Origin of the sequence: Prevotella sp. C561 (genome assembly GCF_000224595.1) — a bacterium.
GTDB classification, from domain to species: Bacteria; Bacteroidota; Bacteroidia; order Bacteroidales; family Bacteroidaceae; genus Prevotella; species Prevotella jejuni.
Map to the genome: position 1 here is coordinate 8,145 of NZ_JH114153.1, position 16,119 is coordinate 24,263.

Here is a 16,119-nt window from a genome sequence, read left to right on the forward strand (position 1 = left end):
CTGCCGCAGTTGGCAGCACGAATGTAGAACGTGTTGCAGCGCTGCTCTACGGTTTGTATGATTTCCTTTGAGAACGACCCGCAGTCAGCACGGAAACGCTCTATTACCACACCAAGTTCTGAGGTTACACGGTCCATAATGCGACGGAGCGTGTCTTCCTGATGGAATCTCACATTGGTGTTTCCGTCACGATTCTCACCTCCGACTATGATTCCTCCAATGGAAGCCCAACCAGGGAAATAACCAAAGTCCTGCTTGTAAGAATACTTTGCATCGAACTTGGTGGCTGGAACGAACTGGTGGTCAAAGTCCAGGTCAACATGACTGCCCTCCTTTATAAGCCCCATTCTCCGTATCATCCGTAATAGTAAGGTGTTCAACTTTTCTGCCGTGTTGAAACTGTAAGACTTGCCGGAGGTCTCGCTCTTGTAGACAATGTTCTCTTCAGCAAGCTCCTTTAGTCCGCGACCCACAGTGTCGGCACCGGGTAATAGCGTATTAGGTCTCTGCCTGAACTGCCCTATAAGCGCATTGATGTCCTCAAGGCAATCTCCACCACAAAGGTAGCTGAAGAAGAGAGAGCCGAAAATACTTCCATGGCTGAATGCCTTGCCGCTACTTCCACGTTTGCCCAATACAGATTCGGTAAGTTTTTCAAAGCCCAGCTTTGAGAAAACGTCCATAATATGATAAATTCCACCGAAAGAAGTGATATTCTCGTTTTTAATTGCTACCTTTGTCATGTCAGATTTTTGCTTACTTATTATGTTTGCAGCACCAAGATAGGTGAAATTTCTGACATATCCAAGTGTTTTGAGAACTTTGTTTCTCAGACACTTGGAGTTCTTACAAGAATTTATGCTGCGGAATTAAGGTAATCAATTCATCATGTTCCATATTATTTATAGTTAATGGTGTCCTTTAAAATCATCGTAGTTTAATTCGTCCAAAGTAGGCAATTCACTTGGTTTTTTCCCTGATAGATAATTATCAGCATTAGCCAATCGCTTTTTACCAATTATAGTCTTTTGTCTTGCCTCAGAAATACCGTTAATTTTATTTCCTCTTACATTTTCATTTCTTCTTCCTAATAATTTATTTTCACTAATTCCTCGTTGCTCAATACCTCTTACAATATCATAGTCTGTGTTTATTGGTGTCTTCCTCTTCAATGTATCACCTTCGCCAAATCTTACTCCGTCTTTACCTTGAGTCCCTGCATGCCTTCTTGCAACATCCTGTAACTTTTGCTGTTCAGAGGCTCTTCCATGGTAATATGTTTCCTCTTTAGAATTTACCAAGACATAATTCCAGTCAAGACCAAAAATATCAATAGTATGATTTGTATTAGAAACATATGAATAGAAATTATACATACGGCTATTTAACCTAATCGGATCTTGACTAATGTAATTACCCGTACACGAGTCATAGTAGCGGAAGCGGTTGTAATATAGCCCCGTCTCAACATCCTCATACTGACCCTGATACTTAAACGGAATGAAGGAGGAATTATTGCTGTTCTTCCTTTTCTTCCTGTCGAAGATGTCAAGCTCTTGCTCCCAGACCTTGTTGCCGTTATTGTCAAATGCCTGCAGGGGAGTGCCGAGGTAGTCAGACACGATGGAGAAGCTCTCGCCGTTGGCAGCGAGCTTGGCAGCAGGAATGAACGTGTCCTGCTCGAAAAGCCAGGTTATGATGTCAGCCTTTTCAGTATCAGACGAAATTTCTTGCCACTCATGCAAAGGCACATTGCCATCCCACACGAAATGAGTAGTGATACCCTCATAAGTCTTCTCGGTTCGTCTACCCAGCGCATCGTATGTGAATGATACTTCCTTGCCATCAGGGCGGACGACCCTCGACAGCATACCGTCACTCTGCCAGTCATAACGCCAGCCTGCACCAAAGGCACGGAAGGTTATGCCGAGTTCCTCCTCCAGATGCGCCTTCTGCCCGCCGAGCGGAACGGACACGCCGGCCCAGTCCAGCGTCCTGAACTCCTTGAAAACGAGGTTGCCCTCGCAGTCATAGTGATAGAAGTAGTCACGGTCTTCCGCCAGCCGGCTGCCCGCACCATACTTACGGTCATCCTTCTCACGTGTTTCAAAGAGATTGCCGATACGGTCAGGAATACGGTAGATACGCTCAACGTCATTCCCCTGCTTGTACTCTGCAGAAAGGAGATTGTCGAACTCATCATAGTCATAGCGTACCCGGCGCCCCGTAAGACCGTCCTCGGTTGCATGAAGACGGTTGCCGATGCCCCAGGTATAGCTGCGGCGGAACTGCTCGACATTGCGTGCACCCACCGATTTGTAGGTCTCACGTCCAAGGCTGTCATGATGTGTCTTTACATGCACTCCGCCTGTAAGTTCACGCTCCGTCTCCAGTCCGACCCTGTCACGCTGCCATCTGGCTGACCATCCTCCGCTGTTCATCTCACTGAGGTTGCCATCCTTGTCGTGGGAATAGTCAATACTTGCACCAAGACTGCTCTCGGTGTGCACGTGGCGTCCTGTACGGTCATACTTGCGCATGATGCAGTGCTCATTTCCTCATCCGTCCAGATGTCATAATGAGCCTTGGCCGTAATCATTCCTATCTCTGTAGGGAAGACCATGTGTGAAGAGAGAGTGAGCAAGTGTACTCTGTTGAGCTTTGAACGCTGGGAGGCTGAACTCTCCTGCTAGTAGTGGGTGCTGCAGTTCCTGCTTCACTTGCCAAGTCAAATCCATAAGCAATAGCTCCAGAGTCTATATAGAGCCGGAATTTTCAACTAACATGCCCTTTAAGCCTTCAAATAAAGATTAGTTGTACATCAATAAAATACTACCGTCCGATAATATTAAATCCATCTTCTAGTTGATTTCAGATTAGAATAATAATCAATATCCTGCTGTACGATAGTCTGTGTAACTAACAGATGATTTAGTATTTCTTCAGAAATCACCTCATCTTCTGCGCACCCGGTATTCTTTGCTAAGAGTACAAGTGCTTCCTTGATTAGAGAGTTTTTATTGGAAACAGCCATTGTATCATCATGTTTTACATTAACGATCAGTTTCTCTATTAGTTCCTTGTTGAACTTGTTTACACGAAAATCCTCCTCTTCTGAATTAAAGTCTTTGTTATAATAATCTTCTAACATAGATTTTATTCTTTCAATCTCTTTTTGATAACACGTCTCTTCCATTCTAATGATTTCCTCCTTTTTTATGAATTTTATATGCGTCATTAGGAATATCTCCATGAATAAGAACTTCTGAGTCTTTCCTTGCCCACTTTCTTGCTGGATTATTAAGAGGGACTCCTGTTTCTGGATTTATCCCATTAGAAACATCACATACTTTCTTTGGGTTTAATTTGTCTGTGTCAATTTCTATAATAGTACTTGACTCTGTCTTCCCTCTTTTAGGGTTTGGACTCGCATAGCGTTCTGCTATTTCTTGTCGTTTTGTCGTAGAGATATATTGCGTTTCTAAGTTTCCATTATCTATATGCTCTTGGATAGAGTAATTAGCAGAGCTGTTCTTTGGCTGAATGGATGTATTATTTAATGCCTGCTCTTCCTGTTTTCCGTTTAGAGACCTATAAACAATTATGAGCCCTAAAATATCCAGCTCTATATTAGAATTAAAAACATAGCCATAAATCGTTGGGTTACCTCCCTCTAACGCTATCAAACTTGACCAATGTAATTACCCGTACACGAGTCATAGTAGCGGAAGCAGTTATAGTACAGCCCCGTCTCAATGTCCTCATACTGACCTTGATACTTAAACGGAATGAAGGAGGAGTTATTGCTGTTCTTCCTTCTTTTTCTGCCGAGGATGTCAAACTCCTGCTCCTTCTCTATAAAATCAGAAATACTTATAAGGGTAGGCCGTGTATAGATCAGGGTGTATGGAATTAACCTCTTTAATAAAATTATCAATCAGAGTCTTATCTACGGGTTCTTGTTTGTCCAACAATTCTTCTAAGTCTAGGTATAAAAAAGCCATTTGTAGAAAATTGCAAAATGAAATGTTTAAACATGTAAACTGGCTAATGTTAGAATATTGCCCTTGATTATGATCATAAAATAACACAAAGTTGTTTTCCCTGTTTATAAACCATTCATCGCCTTGTCCAGAAATGCCAACTAGCCAAACCTTTTCACTTATATAGCCATAATTAGTTGCCAAATAGCGATTTTCGCATAACGCTTTCTCATAACCAAACATTTCAATGTCAGGTGTAATTTCTATGCCTTCGTATTTTGAGACGAAAGAAAGGTAGAATTTGTCTAATAGGGGTAGCTTATCCAATTTCCGAAGTACTACCTTTCTTTGTTCCATTCTTTCTAATACTTCATATTCCGATAGTTTCCTAAAAATCATAATAAACTCAATGTTTAATGGTTACCAATTCTTTTTACAGCTTCCGAATTATATTTACTGATCCGTTCTTTCCGTGCAAGATCCCTTAGCCTTGCCTCAAGAAAGATTTTGGCTTCACTCTTAGATAATTTCATCTTTTCAACCCAATCCAAAATACCAGACCATGTTTTATTCCAATTTTTTCCTGTACGTGAACTATTTGTGTGGATACCAGGCTTCCAAGTATGTTTAGATTTAGGCAGATTATAATAATACTTCAGATTATTTACATCAATATCTGCTATATTTTTAAATCTTCTTGAAAATTCCTCTGGAAAACCATGATGTATATCAGAATGTATATGCTTAGAACCGATATGATTTTCCCTTTTTTTGCTGTGTAGATGTCGGAGTTTTTGATAACCCCAATAGGTCTATCCACTTATTTGGTTCTCCCACATAGCTATAAAGGGTCGGATTTCCACCCACAATCCTATTGGAGCCTGGCTGATATAAGTTCCTGTATTCGGATCATAATAGTGGAAGCGGTTGTAGTACAGTTCCCTCTCAACATCCTCATACTGACCTTGATACTTAAACGGAATGAAGGAGGAATTATTGTTTCCTTTCCTCTTTCTGCCGAAGGTGTCAAGTTCCTACTCTCATCCCTTTTTGTCATTGTTATTAAATGCCTACAGGGTAGTATCGAGGTTGTCGGAAACGAAGACGAAAATCTCTCCGTTGGTTATACTCTTGATAGGCATATGCGAAGGTATCCAACTCTAATAGCAATGTCGCCTGTAATCTTATTTTAATCAGGAAGATTGTCTTCAATTAATTCCTCAAAAGAGTTTGCTAAAATAACAGAGTCTCCGTTGTCATGATCAAAAAGAACAACCTCTCCCGATTTATTCATCATGATAGGATTGCCTGATGAATCTAATGAAATAATATAACAATCATCAGCAATAGCCCAACCAGCTTCTTTGTATAACTTAGTTAGATCAACAACTGTCTCCTCTTTTAGGTCATTTGAACTTCTGATTCCATAAATATCCACCCCAACATAGCATGCTCCAAAGGTTTTTATGAATTGCTTATAATCTGAATCAAAGACTACATTTAACATTACCTCTGCTTGTTTAATATCTTTATCATTTGCCGGTTGTGGATTGAATGATTGATACTTGTTTAAATAACTGTTTATTCTTTCAATTAAATCTGTTTTCATAAAAATACTTTTAATGATAGGCTAATCACCTTTTCTTCATCTCAGTTTTCGCTCGATATATTCAAAGTTCTTTTTTCAATTGATGAATATATCTCAATCTACAGGATTAGTCGGATGTTGATTAGCAAAAGATCCGATTTTCCTCATCTAAAGAAATCACTTACCCCTTGTACTTTCTTAATTTCCATAGTCTATCTGCCGGAGTTATCTTTCCATTTTTTTATTACTACCATGACAATCGTTCTATCAATATGGATTGCTCGCTTTCCCAAAAGCAGTCATCACGTATGTCAATGCCCAACTTAACACAGTAGGTGACAAGAATTTCTTTATTTAATCTTCGTTTTATCATTTTCTGTAGATATAACTCAGTGTTCTCAAATGATTGGACTTCTCCTTGGCTGTAAAATTTCCATTTAGGGTCTTTCATCACATAGACCGTTCGCAATTCTCCCCCATTTTCTATGCAGCTGAAAGCATTAATTGCATCAGGGACATCACTTGCACTGATTTGAAAGCAATATGCTCTTACCTTTAAGAAAGCTGTGATTTGATATATCAACGAACTTAAACCATCAGAATAGTTTGAGAACATTATACATTTATCTTCACATGACTTGGGAGTGAAAAAATAGAACTTTTCAAGATGTGCACCTCCTTTAGGGGGGCTTGATGCGTATAGGTCAAACTGAAATGGAGTACATGTTATTCTGTACTTATCATCACTTCCCCACCTTTTCTGGATGTATTTTTGTACTTGACCCAAAGATGTTTCAAGATATGTAAAAGTAAAATACTTAAACTTATTTATATACATAGATCCCTCAATAAAACTGTTAATACCCTTTTATTTTATTTACTTCTTTGTCTATCTCCCAAAAAGTATTTCTTGAGTTTGAAATATTTAATGGAATTTCTCCCTTATGTTTCACCCCTATTAACAGTTGTGTTCTATTCCATATTATAATGAACGCCGTCTTTGGCAAGTTGGACATCAAGCCTGTTCTTTCCCATAGTATTTCCATTAATATCAACTTATTGTTGGTCTTTTCGAATATTTGTTGCTCCCTCATTTCTTAGTTGTGTTATATCATCATTGATTACTTTATCATTCTATTTCTCAACATTTTGGAGAGCTGTTCTACCATTTGTCACAGCCCATCCAAATATATCTAAACAACAAGTTGTATTCTTGACATTAGTATACTTTGTTGTATTTCGTCCCACTAATCCTCTAGACCCTAACTGATGTTGGGTTTTATACTTAGCTCGTAATAGCGGAAGCGATTGTAATACAGCCCCGTCTCAATGTCCTCATACTAACCCTAATGCTTAAACGGAATGAAGGAGGAATTATTGTTACCCTTCCTTCTCTTTCTTCCGAAGATGTCCAGTTTCTGCCCACATACCTTATTATTGTTATTGTCAAATACCTGTTGATGACTACCGAGGTAGTCAGAAATGATTGGATGGTACATGCATCCGTCCCTATGTGTGAATACTAAAAGACCCTTTCAATAATACGAAAACGGGTCTTAAACAGCCGCACATTCAATTAGTAAATGCGAATACTATCGATAAGAAATATATTTACATAAATTATCGAAAAGTAATCTTTCTGCCATGAAAGACTCCATAAAATCCAGATGTATAACCATCAGATTGTTAGTCTATTACAAACGGTGGAGTTAACAGCGCTTATTTATATTCAAGACAACGCCCTTTAAGCATACAGTTAGGCCTTGGCTGTATCCTAATTAAGGCTTGTTTGCAGGTTAAATAAGTGTCTTTATTTTTCGTATATGATTTTATTGTTACAAAAGGGGAATCGGGTAGTTGGAAATCTCAGCATCTTAAAGTAGTGAGAAATTACGATGAATAACTTGGAGGATAAAGATATTCAGCCTGAAGAATCAGATGATGATACCTACCTTTTCGGCATCTGTAGCAACTTTTTGCGATTCATGCTTCGAAGCGAATTTATATTTTCTATAAGATTAAACACAAAAAGGCGACTGGTAATGCTTGTCACCAGCCGCCTTGCCATCTCATACACTGGTAAGTTTATTATCCCACCTTGCTATTTTATCCAATACCAAGAAGGACATACATGTCATTTCTTGCCTTTTCTACAGCAGGTGAGGGACGAAAAATACCAGCTTTTATGTAGGGAACGAAAACGCTCAGAATCTTGTCGTCAATGAAGTCGATGGACTTCCCCTGCGTGTGACGGTAATGGATGAGAGCAAGGATCTCTGTGGGGAAAACTCGCTGTGAAGCGAAAGTAAACTCGCTCCTTACGAAGCTGTCGTTATTTGATTGCTTGACATGATATTCCAACATATCGGACAGCAGCATCTTAACCTTCTCTACATCATCAGAAAGGATGTTGTCCATGCAGTCCTGATAAAGTGATGACAAAGGTTTGGTGACGTATGGAGTCCACAAGTCGTGGTTCTTACCACCCGTATAGATGTCATATAACAAGAATGCTTCTTGGAGTGTTGTATCTTGATAATCAATAGAATAATCTCTATCTATGTCACCCTTTATTAAATTTATCATGGAATGGAACATGATATCCCTCTCTCTTTCTTCACCAAACATAAGGATTCCTAAAAAGAGAGAAGATGCACCAACCAGCATATAGCGAAACTTCTTTTCTGGGTCATGGGTGTACATTGTGCAAACCATATATTCCAGCATATAGGAATCGATAATGCCAGTAAAGTCCTCTTGGTTGGGATTATGCCAGAAAGGGTAGAAGTGCATGCCAAAGTAATCTCCAAATACTGTGTCGTGCGTAATGTAATTATCAAAATCAATAGACATATTTGAAAGAAATTCTATCATGAATTCATCATCGTCTAGCACATAGTTCTTGAATTTTTTCAGTTCCTTTTCCACAAGTCGATCAAATACTTTCTTTTTCATTAATGATGTCCTCCTGTTTTAAGTTTTTGTTGTCTTTTTGCTTCTGTATCCCAATTCTCATACCTGATGGAATCTGCATACAATTTCCCTTTTTCACCACGCTTTATACCCACATAGGCTACTTTTCTATCCCCTAAATTAGTCATGATATCCCTGCGAGTTCTCTTATTAATTTTGCCATTTGCTACAGCATTATTCACTCGTGTCTTAACAAAGTTCTCCGGCTTCAGCTGAGCTTTAGAAAGATTGAATTTTCCTACCGTAGAGGATTTTACCTCAAAGGCATCATATTTTCCTGTACTTGGATTCTTGGCAAGCACATCAATGCCATTGTTAGAGCCGTATTTTACGTCTATAATTTCATAATTGTTCTTTTTAAGGTCATTAATTACAGCTTTCTCACCAATATCTCCCACAGCATGTCCGAATGGTCGTAAGCCAAATATATCATACCAGTTGTTAGGACTTCCGACATACGCATATAGTGTCGGGTTTCCGCCCACCAACCCTATCGGATCCTGGCTGATATAGGTTCCTGTATTCGGCTCATAATAGCGGAAGCGATTATAATACAGCCCTGTCTCAACGTCTTCATACTGACCCTGGTACTTAAACGGAATGAAGGAGAAATTATCGTTGTCCTTCCTGTTCTGTCCATTCACACAGAGCATACCATCACTCCAACCGAAATGGGAGGTTATATTATGTCTGCGTGTAGCTTTAGCTTTCTAATGCTTTAAGAATATAATCCTCAAAGGATTCGCTAAGAACATTTAATTCACCATAATCGTAATCTTGTAGTAATACTTTTCCTTCTTTACTTATACCAATTGGATTACCAGCATAATCAGTACCTATAATAAGCCAGTCCAGATGTTCACTTTCTTCTTCCCGAAATCTTTTGGTTAAACTAATTATTGAATCTTCTCCCATCAGTTCAGAATTGTGGAGGCCGTATATTTCTTTATTTTTTATCAGAGATCCTCCATAGTTAAGCAAGAAATAAACATAGTCTTTATCGAACTCAATGCCTAACTCTTTCTCTGCATGGACTATTTCCTCCAAATTAGATGGCGTTCCTTTTGCAATCATATTATTTGTGAAGAAATCGTTAATCTTTTCTATTGTACTCTTTTCCATTTTTGTTATGTTGAAGTATTTATATTCTAGTGATGCGAGATACCTTTCTTTCTTTTCTTTAGTTCTTGCCTTGCTCTGTCCTGTCAATATTCTTTTCGCCAATTGTTGAAATCTAATCTATTCTGCCCAACTCCAGCTCCTTTCTTATTTAGGGGGTATTGCCCATGTTTCTAATTTAATTCAGCTATGGGGGTAAGATGTTACAAAAAAGATTGAGAGGTATGATAAAACCCTACTTTCAATTGTTCTTTTTCAACAATCTCTTTAAACAAATCGCTTACTATAATTTTAGATTTATACGTAGAATCTCGTACTATTAATAAATCTTCATTAACATTTTCTTTAATAATAATAGGTTCGTCCACTATTTTATTTCCATCTGATAACATCCTATAACCTGATTTTTCATAATCAATCACAGGCATAATATGCTTTACTCTGCATAGGAGAAAGTTATATGGTTTATCATTCAGTAGTATCTGACATGGGTAAAAACTAATTTTATCGGACAGATATAGCTTTGTTCTCTCCATAAATCTTTCTGAAAACACAGGAATACCGCCAAAACGGGCATTTATTAAATAATCTGTTTGAGAAAGTAGTCTATGTGTAAATCCTTTTTGAGCTATTCCGCTGAATTTTACATTGTCAAAATACTTCTTATCCTCAATATCAGAGAAAAAATATTTTGCCATCTTGTTATAAGAACCATTCAGCTCTATGAGCATTTCTTTTTTATTTACTACAGTTGTTAAAAAATACCACATAAAAATAATTTAATGATGACTATTTCTTGCATTGTTCAATCTCATTCTCGTATCATGTTCGAGATTCAATAATTCTTTTCTTGTCCGTTCAGACATCCATCCTTCTATATTTGCACGTTCAAGTAAATCATCTAACTTTCGCTTCATTAGAGCATTATATTTGGCATGAGGCTTTCCATTTAATTTGAACTTATAATGTACCGCTTTTGTTGGATGTATAGATTCTTTTACTGGCAAATAAACCATATTAGTTGCATTATTTACATTCATTCCTGTAACTTTAAAAATTTCGTGATTTCTATGTTCATATGGAATAATGTGATGACGTTCATATCCTTGTTTTGTAGACATCCAGGATGGAAAACTATCTTTTCCTCTTAAGCCTAGTGGGTCTATCCAACTGTTGGAATCGTGAACATAAGCATATAGATTTAATCCACCTGTAGTAGAAAGCGGATCCTGGCTGATGTAATTACCCGTCCTTGAGTCATAGTAGCGAAAGCGGTTGTAATAGAGCCCAGTCTCAACATCCTCATACTGACCCTGATACTTAAACGGAATGAAGGAGGAATTATTGCTGTTCTTCCTTTTCTTCCTGCCGAAGATGTCAATCTCTTGCTCCCATACCTTGTTGCCGTTGTTGTCAAATGCCTGCAGGGGAGTGCCGAGGTAGTCAGACACGATGGAGAAGCTCTCGCCGTTGCCAGCGAACTTGGCAGCAGGAATGAACGTGTCCTGCTCGAAGAGCCAGGTAGTGACATCTGCTCTTCCGGCATCAGAAGAGACCTCCTGCCACTCGTGCAACGGCACATTGTCGTCCCACACGAAGTGGGTGGTTGTTCCTGCGTATACGCCTGCCAAGGGCGTCCGTATGTAAACTACCGTCGGGACGACCAACGCATGCCGTAGCCGAACTCCACCTCATGTAGCATGCCCAAGAGTATTTATGCTACAAATTATTCTATTTCCATAAATCTAAATGTCATAATAGCCGATATTTCCAACTCCTATTGTCCAAAAGTGTTTTGCTTTATTTTGTTCTATTATCCAAATTTTTCTTTCTTCATCTGTTGCATCTCTTATTTCAGATTGTGAAATATCTTCTGGAATATTTTGTCGCCAGACACCGATGGAGATATTACGAAAGCAGTAACAATATGGTGCTTCCGCATCATCGATGTTACTCCCATTCTTTTCTTTCAAAAGAGTTACTAATTCTGCTGCTTCTAGTTCAAAAGGGTTTACACCATATATCAAAGGGATTACCCTATTTGTATACGGTCCCTGCAACTCAATAAATTCCAGTTTCTTGTTAAGGTCAAAATCCAGTCTGAACTCATATCTATCATAGTATAATTGGGATTCTTCTTGATAATCTGGTTTACCTATGATGTTGGTAATTGACTCCAAGTCGTCTCCTAAGATGACGTCTATACTATCCATTTTTATTCCTTTCAAGGGAATAATTTCTATTGTTCTTTTCATATTTAATGGTCTATTTTGTTCTTTAATTTTGTTTTACTATCTTCATCTATATATCCCTTACTATAAGCGTAATCTATCATTTCTTTCATATTGTCATTATACTTAGTGCCATGCTTACTGATAATTTCGTCTATATCCATTTCCATAGCCTCTTTAAATTTACTTTGATTGATTAATTCTGCTTGTTTTTTCTCCATAGTTTTGCATTTCTTGAACTTCCTGTGCTACTCATTGCTCTATGATCGGGACGATCCATATATATAGTGGGAGTTGTGCCATGAGTTGGGAGGTTTTGAAGTTCAGGATTCATTTTACTTGCAATTTCGATAGAATTCCAAGCAGGAATATGATTTACTTCACCACCCACATTAGATGAACGAACACCACTATATCCTCCACCTTTTCTTAGCCCAAACTCGTCAATAAAAGTATTAGTATTCTCAACATACGAGTATAAAGATAATCCACCTAATAATTTTATCGGATCCTGGCTGATGTAATTACCCGTCCTTGAGTCATAGTAGCGGAAGCGGTTGTAATACAGTCCAGTCTCAATGTCCTCATACTGACCCTGATACTTAAACGGAATGAAGGAGGATTTATTGCTGTTCTTCCTTTTCTTCCTGTCGAAGATGTCAAGTTCCTGCTCCCATACCTTGTTGCCGTTATTGTCAAATGCCTGCAGGGGAGTACCAAGGTAATCAGACACGATGGAGAAGCTCTCGCCATTGCCAGCAAGTTTGGCAGCAGGAATGAACGTGTTCTGCTCGAAGAGCCAGGTTGTGATGTCTGCCTTTTCAGTATCAGACGAAACCTCCTGCCACTCATGCAAAGGCACATTGCCATCCCACACGAAGTGAGTAGCGACGTCCTCATAAGTCTTCTCGGTTCGTCTACCCAGCGCATCGTATGCGAATGACACTTCCTTGCTGTCGGGACGAACAACCCTCGACAGCATACCGTCACTCTGCCAATCATAACGCCAGCCTGCACCAAAGGCACGGAAGGTTATGCCGAGCTCCTCCTCCAGATGTGCCTTCTGTACGCCAAGCGGAACGGATACGCCAGCCCAGTCCAGCGTTCTGAACTCCTTGAACACGAGGTTGCCCTCGCAGTCATAGTGATAGAAGTAGTCACGATCTTCTATCAGCCGGCTACCCGTACCGTACTTACGGTCATCCTTCCCCTAAGCTCCTAAACAAAAGAATATTGTACTAAATAATAGGAACAAAAAGGGTTAAAGGTCAAGAACCAATAAGTCCTTAAAAATACTCTTGCTATATTCTATAAAACGTTTGTTTATCTTTATATTTTCCATATCTACGATGATAGTACTATCTTGAACCATAAAAACACAACTCTTACTTGTCACTCGTACTGACTTACAAGCATTATAACATATATCACCATTACATTCAGCATATAGTCCATTTAAGTCTGCATCTGGATCGTCGTCATCATCCAACATAATTGGTCTTTGAAACAATATATAATTCTTATAATTATACTTGTCATCTGCAAAACCAACCATATAATAATTGTCCTTACTATTCTTTGTAGCTACGATAGTATTTGCTTTAAATTCTAATTTAAACATAATATATAATTTTTAGTGTATATTCTTAGGATGTAACTTCTTGTTTTTACTTGTTGAATCTATTGTTTTTTGTTTCCCTCATATCTAATCCATTCTTGATTACCTGTCTTGTCATTTATCCATTTATAATCAATAATGCCACCACTCTCAGTTGCCCTTCTCATTTTCCCTCTACAACTATTACATGGCGGATATTGTCCGATGATTTCCATTCGTTCACCATCTGTTAATGGATACCTTTTAACAGACCGAGCTTCTGTATGAGTTGCCAGAGTTGATTGAGGAAATCCCAAAGAACGTTCAGCATCCGTCATATCTCCACTTTTTATACTAATAGGACTTTCCGGCTTCAAGCCACCATCACTATTGTATATATTGATAGTTGCTGTATGTGTTCCCTTACCCGAGCCAAACAAACCAAATATGTCTAGCCAAGAGTTTGAATCGGATATATAACTATACAAGTTTACCGAATTACTCGCTAACCTTATCGGATCCTGGCTAATGTAGGTTCCTTTATTCGGCTCGTAGTAACGAAATCTGTTATAATACAGCCCCGTCTCAACATCCTCATACTGACCCTGATACTTAAACGGAATGAAGGAGGAATTATTGTTACCCTTCCTTCTCTTTCTGCCGAAGATGTCAAGCTCTTGCTCCCAAACCTTGTTGCCGTTATTGTCAAATGCCTGCAGGGGAGTGCCGAGGTAGTCAGACACGATGGAGAAGCTCTCGCCGTTGGCAGCGAGCTTGGCAGCAGGAATGAACGTGTCCTGCTCGAAGAGCCAGGTAGTGACATCTGTCCTTCCGGTATCAGAAGAGACCTCCTGCCACTCGTGCAGCGGAACATTACCATCCCACACGAAGTGGGTGGTTACACCCTCATAGGTCTTCTCGGTCCGCCTACCCAGCGCATCGTATGAGAATGACACTTCCTTGCTGTCGGGACGAACAACCCTCGACAGCATACCGTCACTCTGCCAGTCATAACGCCAGCCAGCACCAAAGGCACGGAAGGTTATGCCGAGCTCCTCCTCCAGATGTGCCTTCTGTACGCCAAGCGGAACGGATACGCCAGCCCAGTCCAGCGTCCTGAACTCCTTGAAAACGAGATTGCCCTCGCAGTCATAGTGATAGAAGTAGTCACGGTCTTCCGCCAGCCGGCTGCCCGCACCATACTTACGGTCATCCTTCTCACGTGTCTCAAAGAGGTTGCCGATACGGTCAGGAATACGGTAGATGAGCTCAACGTCATTCCCCTGCTTGTACTCTGCAGAAAGGAGATTGTCAAACTCGTCGTAGTCATAGCGTACCCGGCGCCCCGTAAGACCGTCCTCGGTTGCATGAAGACGGTTGCCGATGCCCCAGGTATAGCTGCGACGGAACTGTTCGATATTGCGTGCACCCACCGACTTGTAGGTCTCACGTCCAAGGCTGTCATGATGTGTCTTTACATGCACTCCGCCTGTAAGTTCACGTTCCGTCTCCAGTCCTACCCTGTCACGCTGCCATCTGGCTGACCATCCTCCGCTGTTCATCTCACTGAGGTTGCCATCCTTATCGTGGGAATAGTCAATATTTGCACCAAGACTGCTCGCGGTGTGCACGTGGCGTCCTGTACGGTCATATTTGCGCATGATGCAGTGCTCATTTCCTCATCCGTCCAGATGTCATAATGAGCCTTGGCCGTAATCATTCCTCCCTCTCCACACGATTCGTTATAGAGCCGGAAATATCTAATCGAATGTAAACTCTGATATGGAAAATTAATAAAATGAATTAAGAAAATCCGAAAAAGACTTTGACACTAATATGTAATTCTTTTCTTCTAAGAAGTCCACCTCTAAAATATATACATATCCGTATGTATTTGTTTCTATTGATATAAGGTAGATATTCCCACCATTGTCATAAGCAAAGGGTATTTTATCGATAAATTCAATTCCACTGTTTTTATAATCTTTAATTATTTTCTCAATGGGAAGACGACCATATTTAATAGGATAGAATCCGTTTATTGTGAAAAGATTCTGTAATCCTTTCAAATTCTCGTATGGAGGATATCCTCCGTTATATTTAAGATAATGCTCTTTGAAATCTATCGCGTGAATTCAACAAGCAAGTGCAAATTTACTTAATTAGTTCGTAAAAGCAGTCCTGTGGTGTTTTAAAATCTAATTTCTTTCTTGGCCTCATGTTAATTTTCTTTGAATACTTCGTGATTTGTTGCTGGCTGATATGCTCAAAGGTTTCTTTTTTTGGCACGTATTGCCTAATTAGTCCGTTAGCATTTTCTATAGCCCCTTTCTGCCATGAAGCGTATGGGTCAGCAAAATATATGGTAACACCAAGGCTTTTGGCTATCATTTCATGACAAGCGAATTCTGTACCATTGTCAGTTGTAATAGACTTGATATGGTCTTTGAAAGGAGATAGTAAGTGTATTACAGTTCGTGCCAGTTCTTTGGCATTTTTCCCCTTCTTAAGTTTTCTCATAAACAACATGTTTGTACTACGCTCTATCAGTGTTACGATGGCACCATGGTTTCCTCTTCCAACAATCGTGTCCATCTCGAAGTCCCCCAAAGCGTTTGCCGTCAGCTT

19 protein-coding genes and 2 pseudogenes are annotated in these 16,119 nt (G+C 39.5%); all 21 read right to left on the reverse strand.

Annotated features, from left to right (window positions below; translation table 11 throughout):
* On the reverse strand, positions 1–743 hold a 743-nt coding region (locus tag HMPREF0666_RS13065), incomplete at its 3' end, for a transposase (protein ID WP_009012839.1).
* A 165-nt stretch (positions 744–908) separates the two neighbouring features.
* Positions 909–2,540: an RHS repeat domain-containing protein gene (locus HMPREF0666_RS13070; protein WP_009012840.1), complete on the reverse strand. Its 1,632-nt coding sequence runs from the start codon at positions 2,538–2,540 to the stop codon at positions 909–911.
* Between the two features lie 308 nt (positions 2,541–2,848).
* Entirely contained in the window at positions 2,849–3,196 is a 348-nt protein-coding gene (locus tag HMPREF0666_RS13075; RefSeq protein WP_042856406.1) for a hypothetical protein, read from the reverse strand.
* A gap of 1 nt (position 3,197) precedes the next feature.
* Positions 3,198–3,686 carry a hypothetical protein gene (locus HMPREF0666_RS18545; protein ID WP_009012842.1) on the reverse strand — a complete coding sequence of 163 codons (489 nt, stop codon included), beginning with the start codon at positions 3,684–3,686 and terminating at the stop codon, positions 3,198–3,200.
* The gene (locus HMPREF0666_RS18550) at positions 3,683–3,937 is read right to left on the reverse strand and encodes an RHS repeat-associated core domain-containing protein (RefSeq protein WP_249118770.1); all 255 of its coding nucleotides are present in this window, start codon (positions 3,935–3,937) and stop codon (positions 3,683–3,685) included. Before HMPREF0666_RS18550 ends, HMPREF0666_RS18545 begins: the two co-directional genes overlap by 4 nt.
* Positions 3,864–4,340 carry an SMI1/KNR4 family protein gene (locus HMPREF0666_RS13085; protein ID WP_232214116.1) on the reverse strand — a complete coding sequence of 159 codons (477 nt, stop codon included), beginning with the start codon at positions 4,338–4,340 and terminating at the stop codon, positions 3,864–3,866. Before HMPREF0666_RS13085 ends, HMPREF0666_RS18550 begins: the two co-directional genes overlap by 74 nt.
* 455 nt (positions 4,341–4,795) lie before the next feature.
* Positions 4,796–4,966, reverse strand: a complete 171-nt coding sequence (locus HMPREF0666_RS17460; RefSeq protein ID WP_369750557.1) for an RHS repeat-associated core domain-containing protein — start codon at positions 4,964–4,966, stop codon at positions 4,796–4,798.
* Between the two features lie 206 nt (positions 4,967–5,172).
* Positions 5,173–5,592: an SMI1/KNR4 family protein gene (locus HMPREF0666_RS13095; protein WP_009012844.1), complete on the reverse strand. Its 420-nt coding sequence runs from the start codon at positions 5,590–5,592 to the stop codon at positions 5,173–5,175.
* Positions 5,593–5,818: 226 nt separating this feature from the next.
* Positions 5,819–6,187: a hypothetical protein gene (locus tag HMPREF0666_RS18195; protein ID WP_232214117.1), complete on the reverse strand. Its 369-nt coding sequence runs from the start codon at positions 6,185–6,187 to the stop codon at positions 5,819–5,821.
* Positions 6,188–7,677: 1,490 nt separating this feature from the next.
* A complete protein-coding gene (locus HMPREF0666_RS13110; RefSeq protein ID WP_009012847.1) occupies positions 7,678–8,526 on the reverse strand; it encodes a hypothetical protein in 849 nt (282 codons plus the stop codon).
* A 434-nt stretch (positions 8,527–8,960) separates the two neighbouring features.
* Positions 8,961–9,143 (reverse strand): annotated as a pseudogene (locus HMPREF0666_RS18720) (RHS repeat-associated core domain-containing protein); the annotation flags it as partial.
* 103 nt (positions 9,144–9,246) lie between these two features.
* Positions 9,247–9,768 carry an SMI1/KNR4 family protein gene (locus HMPREF0666_RS13120; RefSeq protein ID WP_232214118.1) on the reverse strand — a complete coding sequence of 174 codons (522 nt, stop codon included), beginning with the start codon at positions 9,766–9,768 and terminating at the stop codon, positions 9,247–9,249.
* Positions 9,769–9,866: 98 nt separating this feature from the next.
* Positions 9,867–10,361 carry an imm11 family protein gene (locus HMPREF0666_RS13125; RefSeq protein ID WP_232214119.1) on the reverse strand — a complete coding sequence of 165 codons (495 nt, stop codon included), beginning with the start codon at positions 10,359–10,361 and terminating at the stop codon, positions 9,867–9,869.
* 81 nt (positions 10,362–10,442) lie between these two features.
* The gene (locus tag HMPREF0666_RS18560) at positions 10,443–11,294 is read right to left on the reverse strand and encodes an RHS repeat-associated core domain-containing protein (RefSeq protein ID WP_304412065.1); all 852 of its coding nucleotides are present in this window, start codon (positions 11,292–11,294) and stop codon (positions 10,443–10,445) included.
* Between the two features lie 114 nt (positions 11,295–11,408).
* Positions 11,409–11,918 (reverse strand): hypothetical protein, encoded by a 510-nt coding sequence (locus HMPREF0666_RS13135; protein ID WP_009012852.1) that lies wholly within the window; start codon positions 11,916–11,918, stop codon positions 11,409–11,411.
* A 2-nt stretch (positions 11,919–11,920) separates the two neighbouring features.
* The gene (locus HMPREF0666_RS13140) at positions 11,921–12,115 is read right to left on the reverse strand and encodes a hypothetical protein (RefSeq protein ID WP_009012853.1); all 195 of its coding nucleotides are present in this window, start codon (positions 12,113–12,115) and stop codon (positions 11,921–11,923) included.
* Positions 12,091–13,017 (reverse strand): RHS repeat domain-containing protein, encoded by a 927-nt coding sequence (locus tag HMPREF0666_RS18485; protein WP_009012854.1) that lies wholly within the window; start codon positions 13,015–13,017, stop codon positions 12,091–12,093. The genes HMPREF0666_RS13140 and HMPREF0666_RS18485 overlap by 25 nt, the downstream gene beginning before the upstream one ends.
* A 138-nt stretch (positions 13,018–13,155) precedes the next feature.
* Positions 13,156–13,515 carry an Imm10 family immunity protein gene (locus HMPREF0666_RS13150; RefSeq protein ID WP_009012855.1) on the reverse strand — a complete coding sequence of 120 codons (360 nt, stop codon included), beginning with the start codon at positions 13,513–13,515 and terminating at the stop codon, positions 13,156–13,158.
* Between the two features lie 59 nt (positions 13,516–13,574).
* Entirely contained in the window at positions 13,575–15,152 is a 1,578-nt protein-coding gene (locus tag HMPREF0666_RS18490; protein WP_009012856.1) for an RHS repeat-associated core domain-containing protein, read from the reverse strand.
* Between the two features lie 129 nt (positions 15,153–15,281).
* On the reverse strand, positions 15,282–15,626 hold the full coding sequence (locus tag HMPREF0666_RS13160; protein ID WP_083822560.1) for an SMI1/KNR4 family protein: 345 nt from the start codon (positions 15,624–15,626) through the stop codon (positions 15,282–15,284).
* A 19-nt stretch (positions 15,627–15,645) separates the two neighbouring features.
* Positions 15,646–16,119 (reverse strand): annotated as a pseudogene (locus HMPREF0666_RS13165) (IS30 family transposase); the annotation flags it as partial.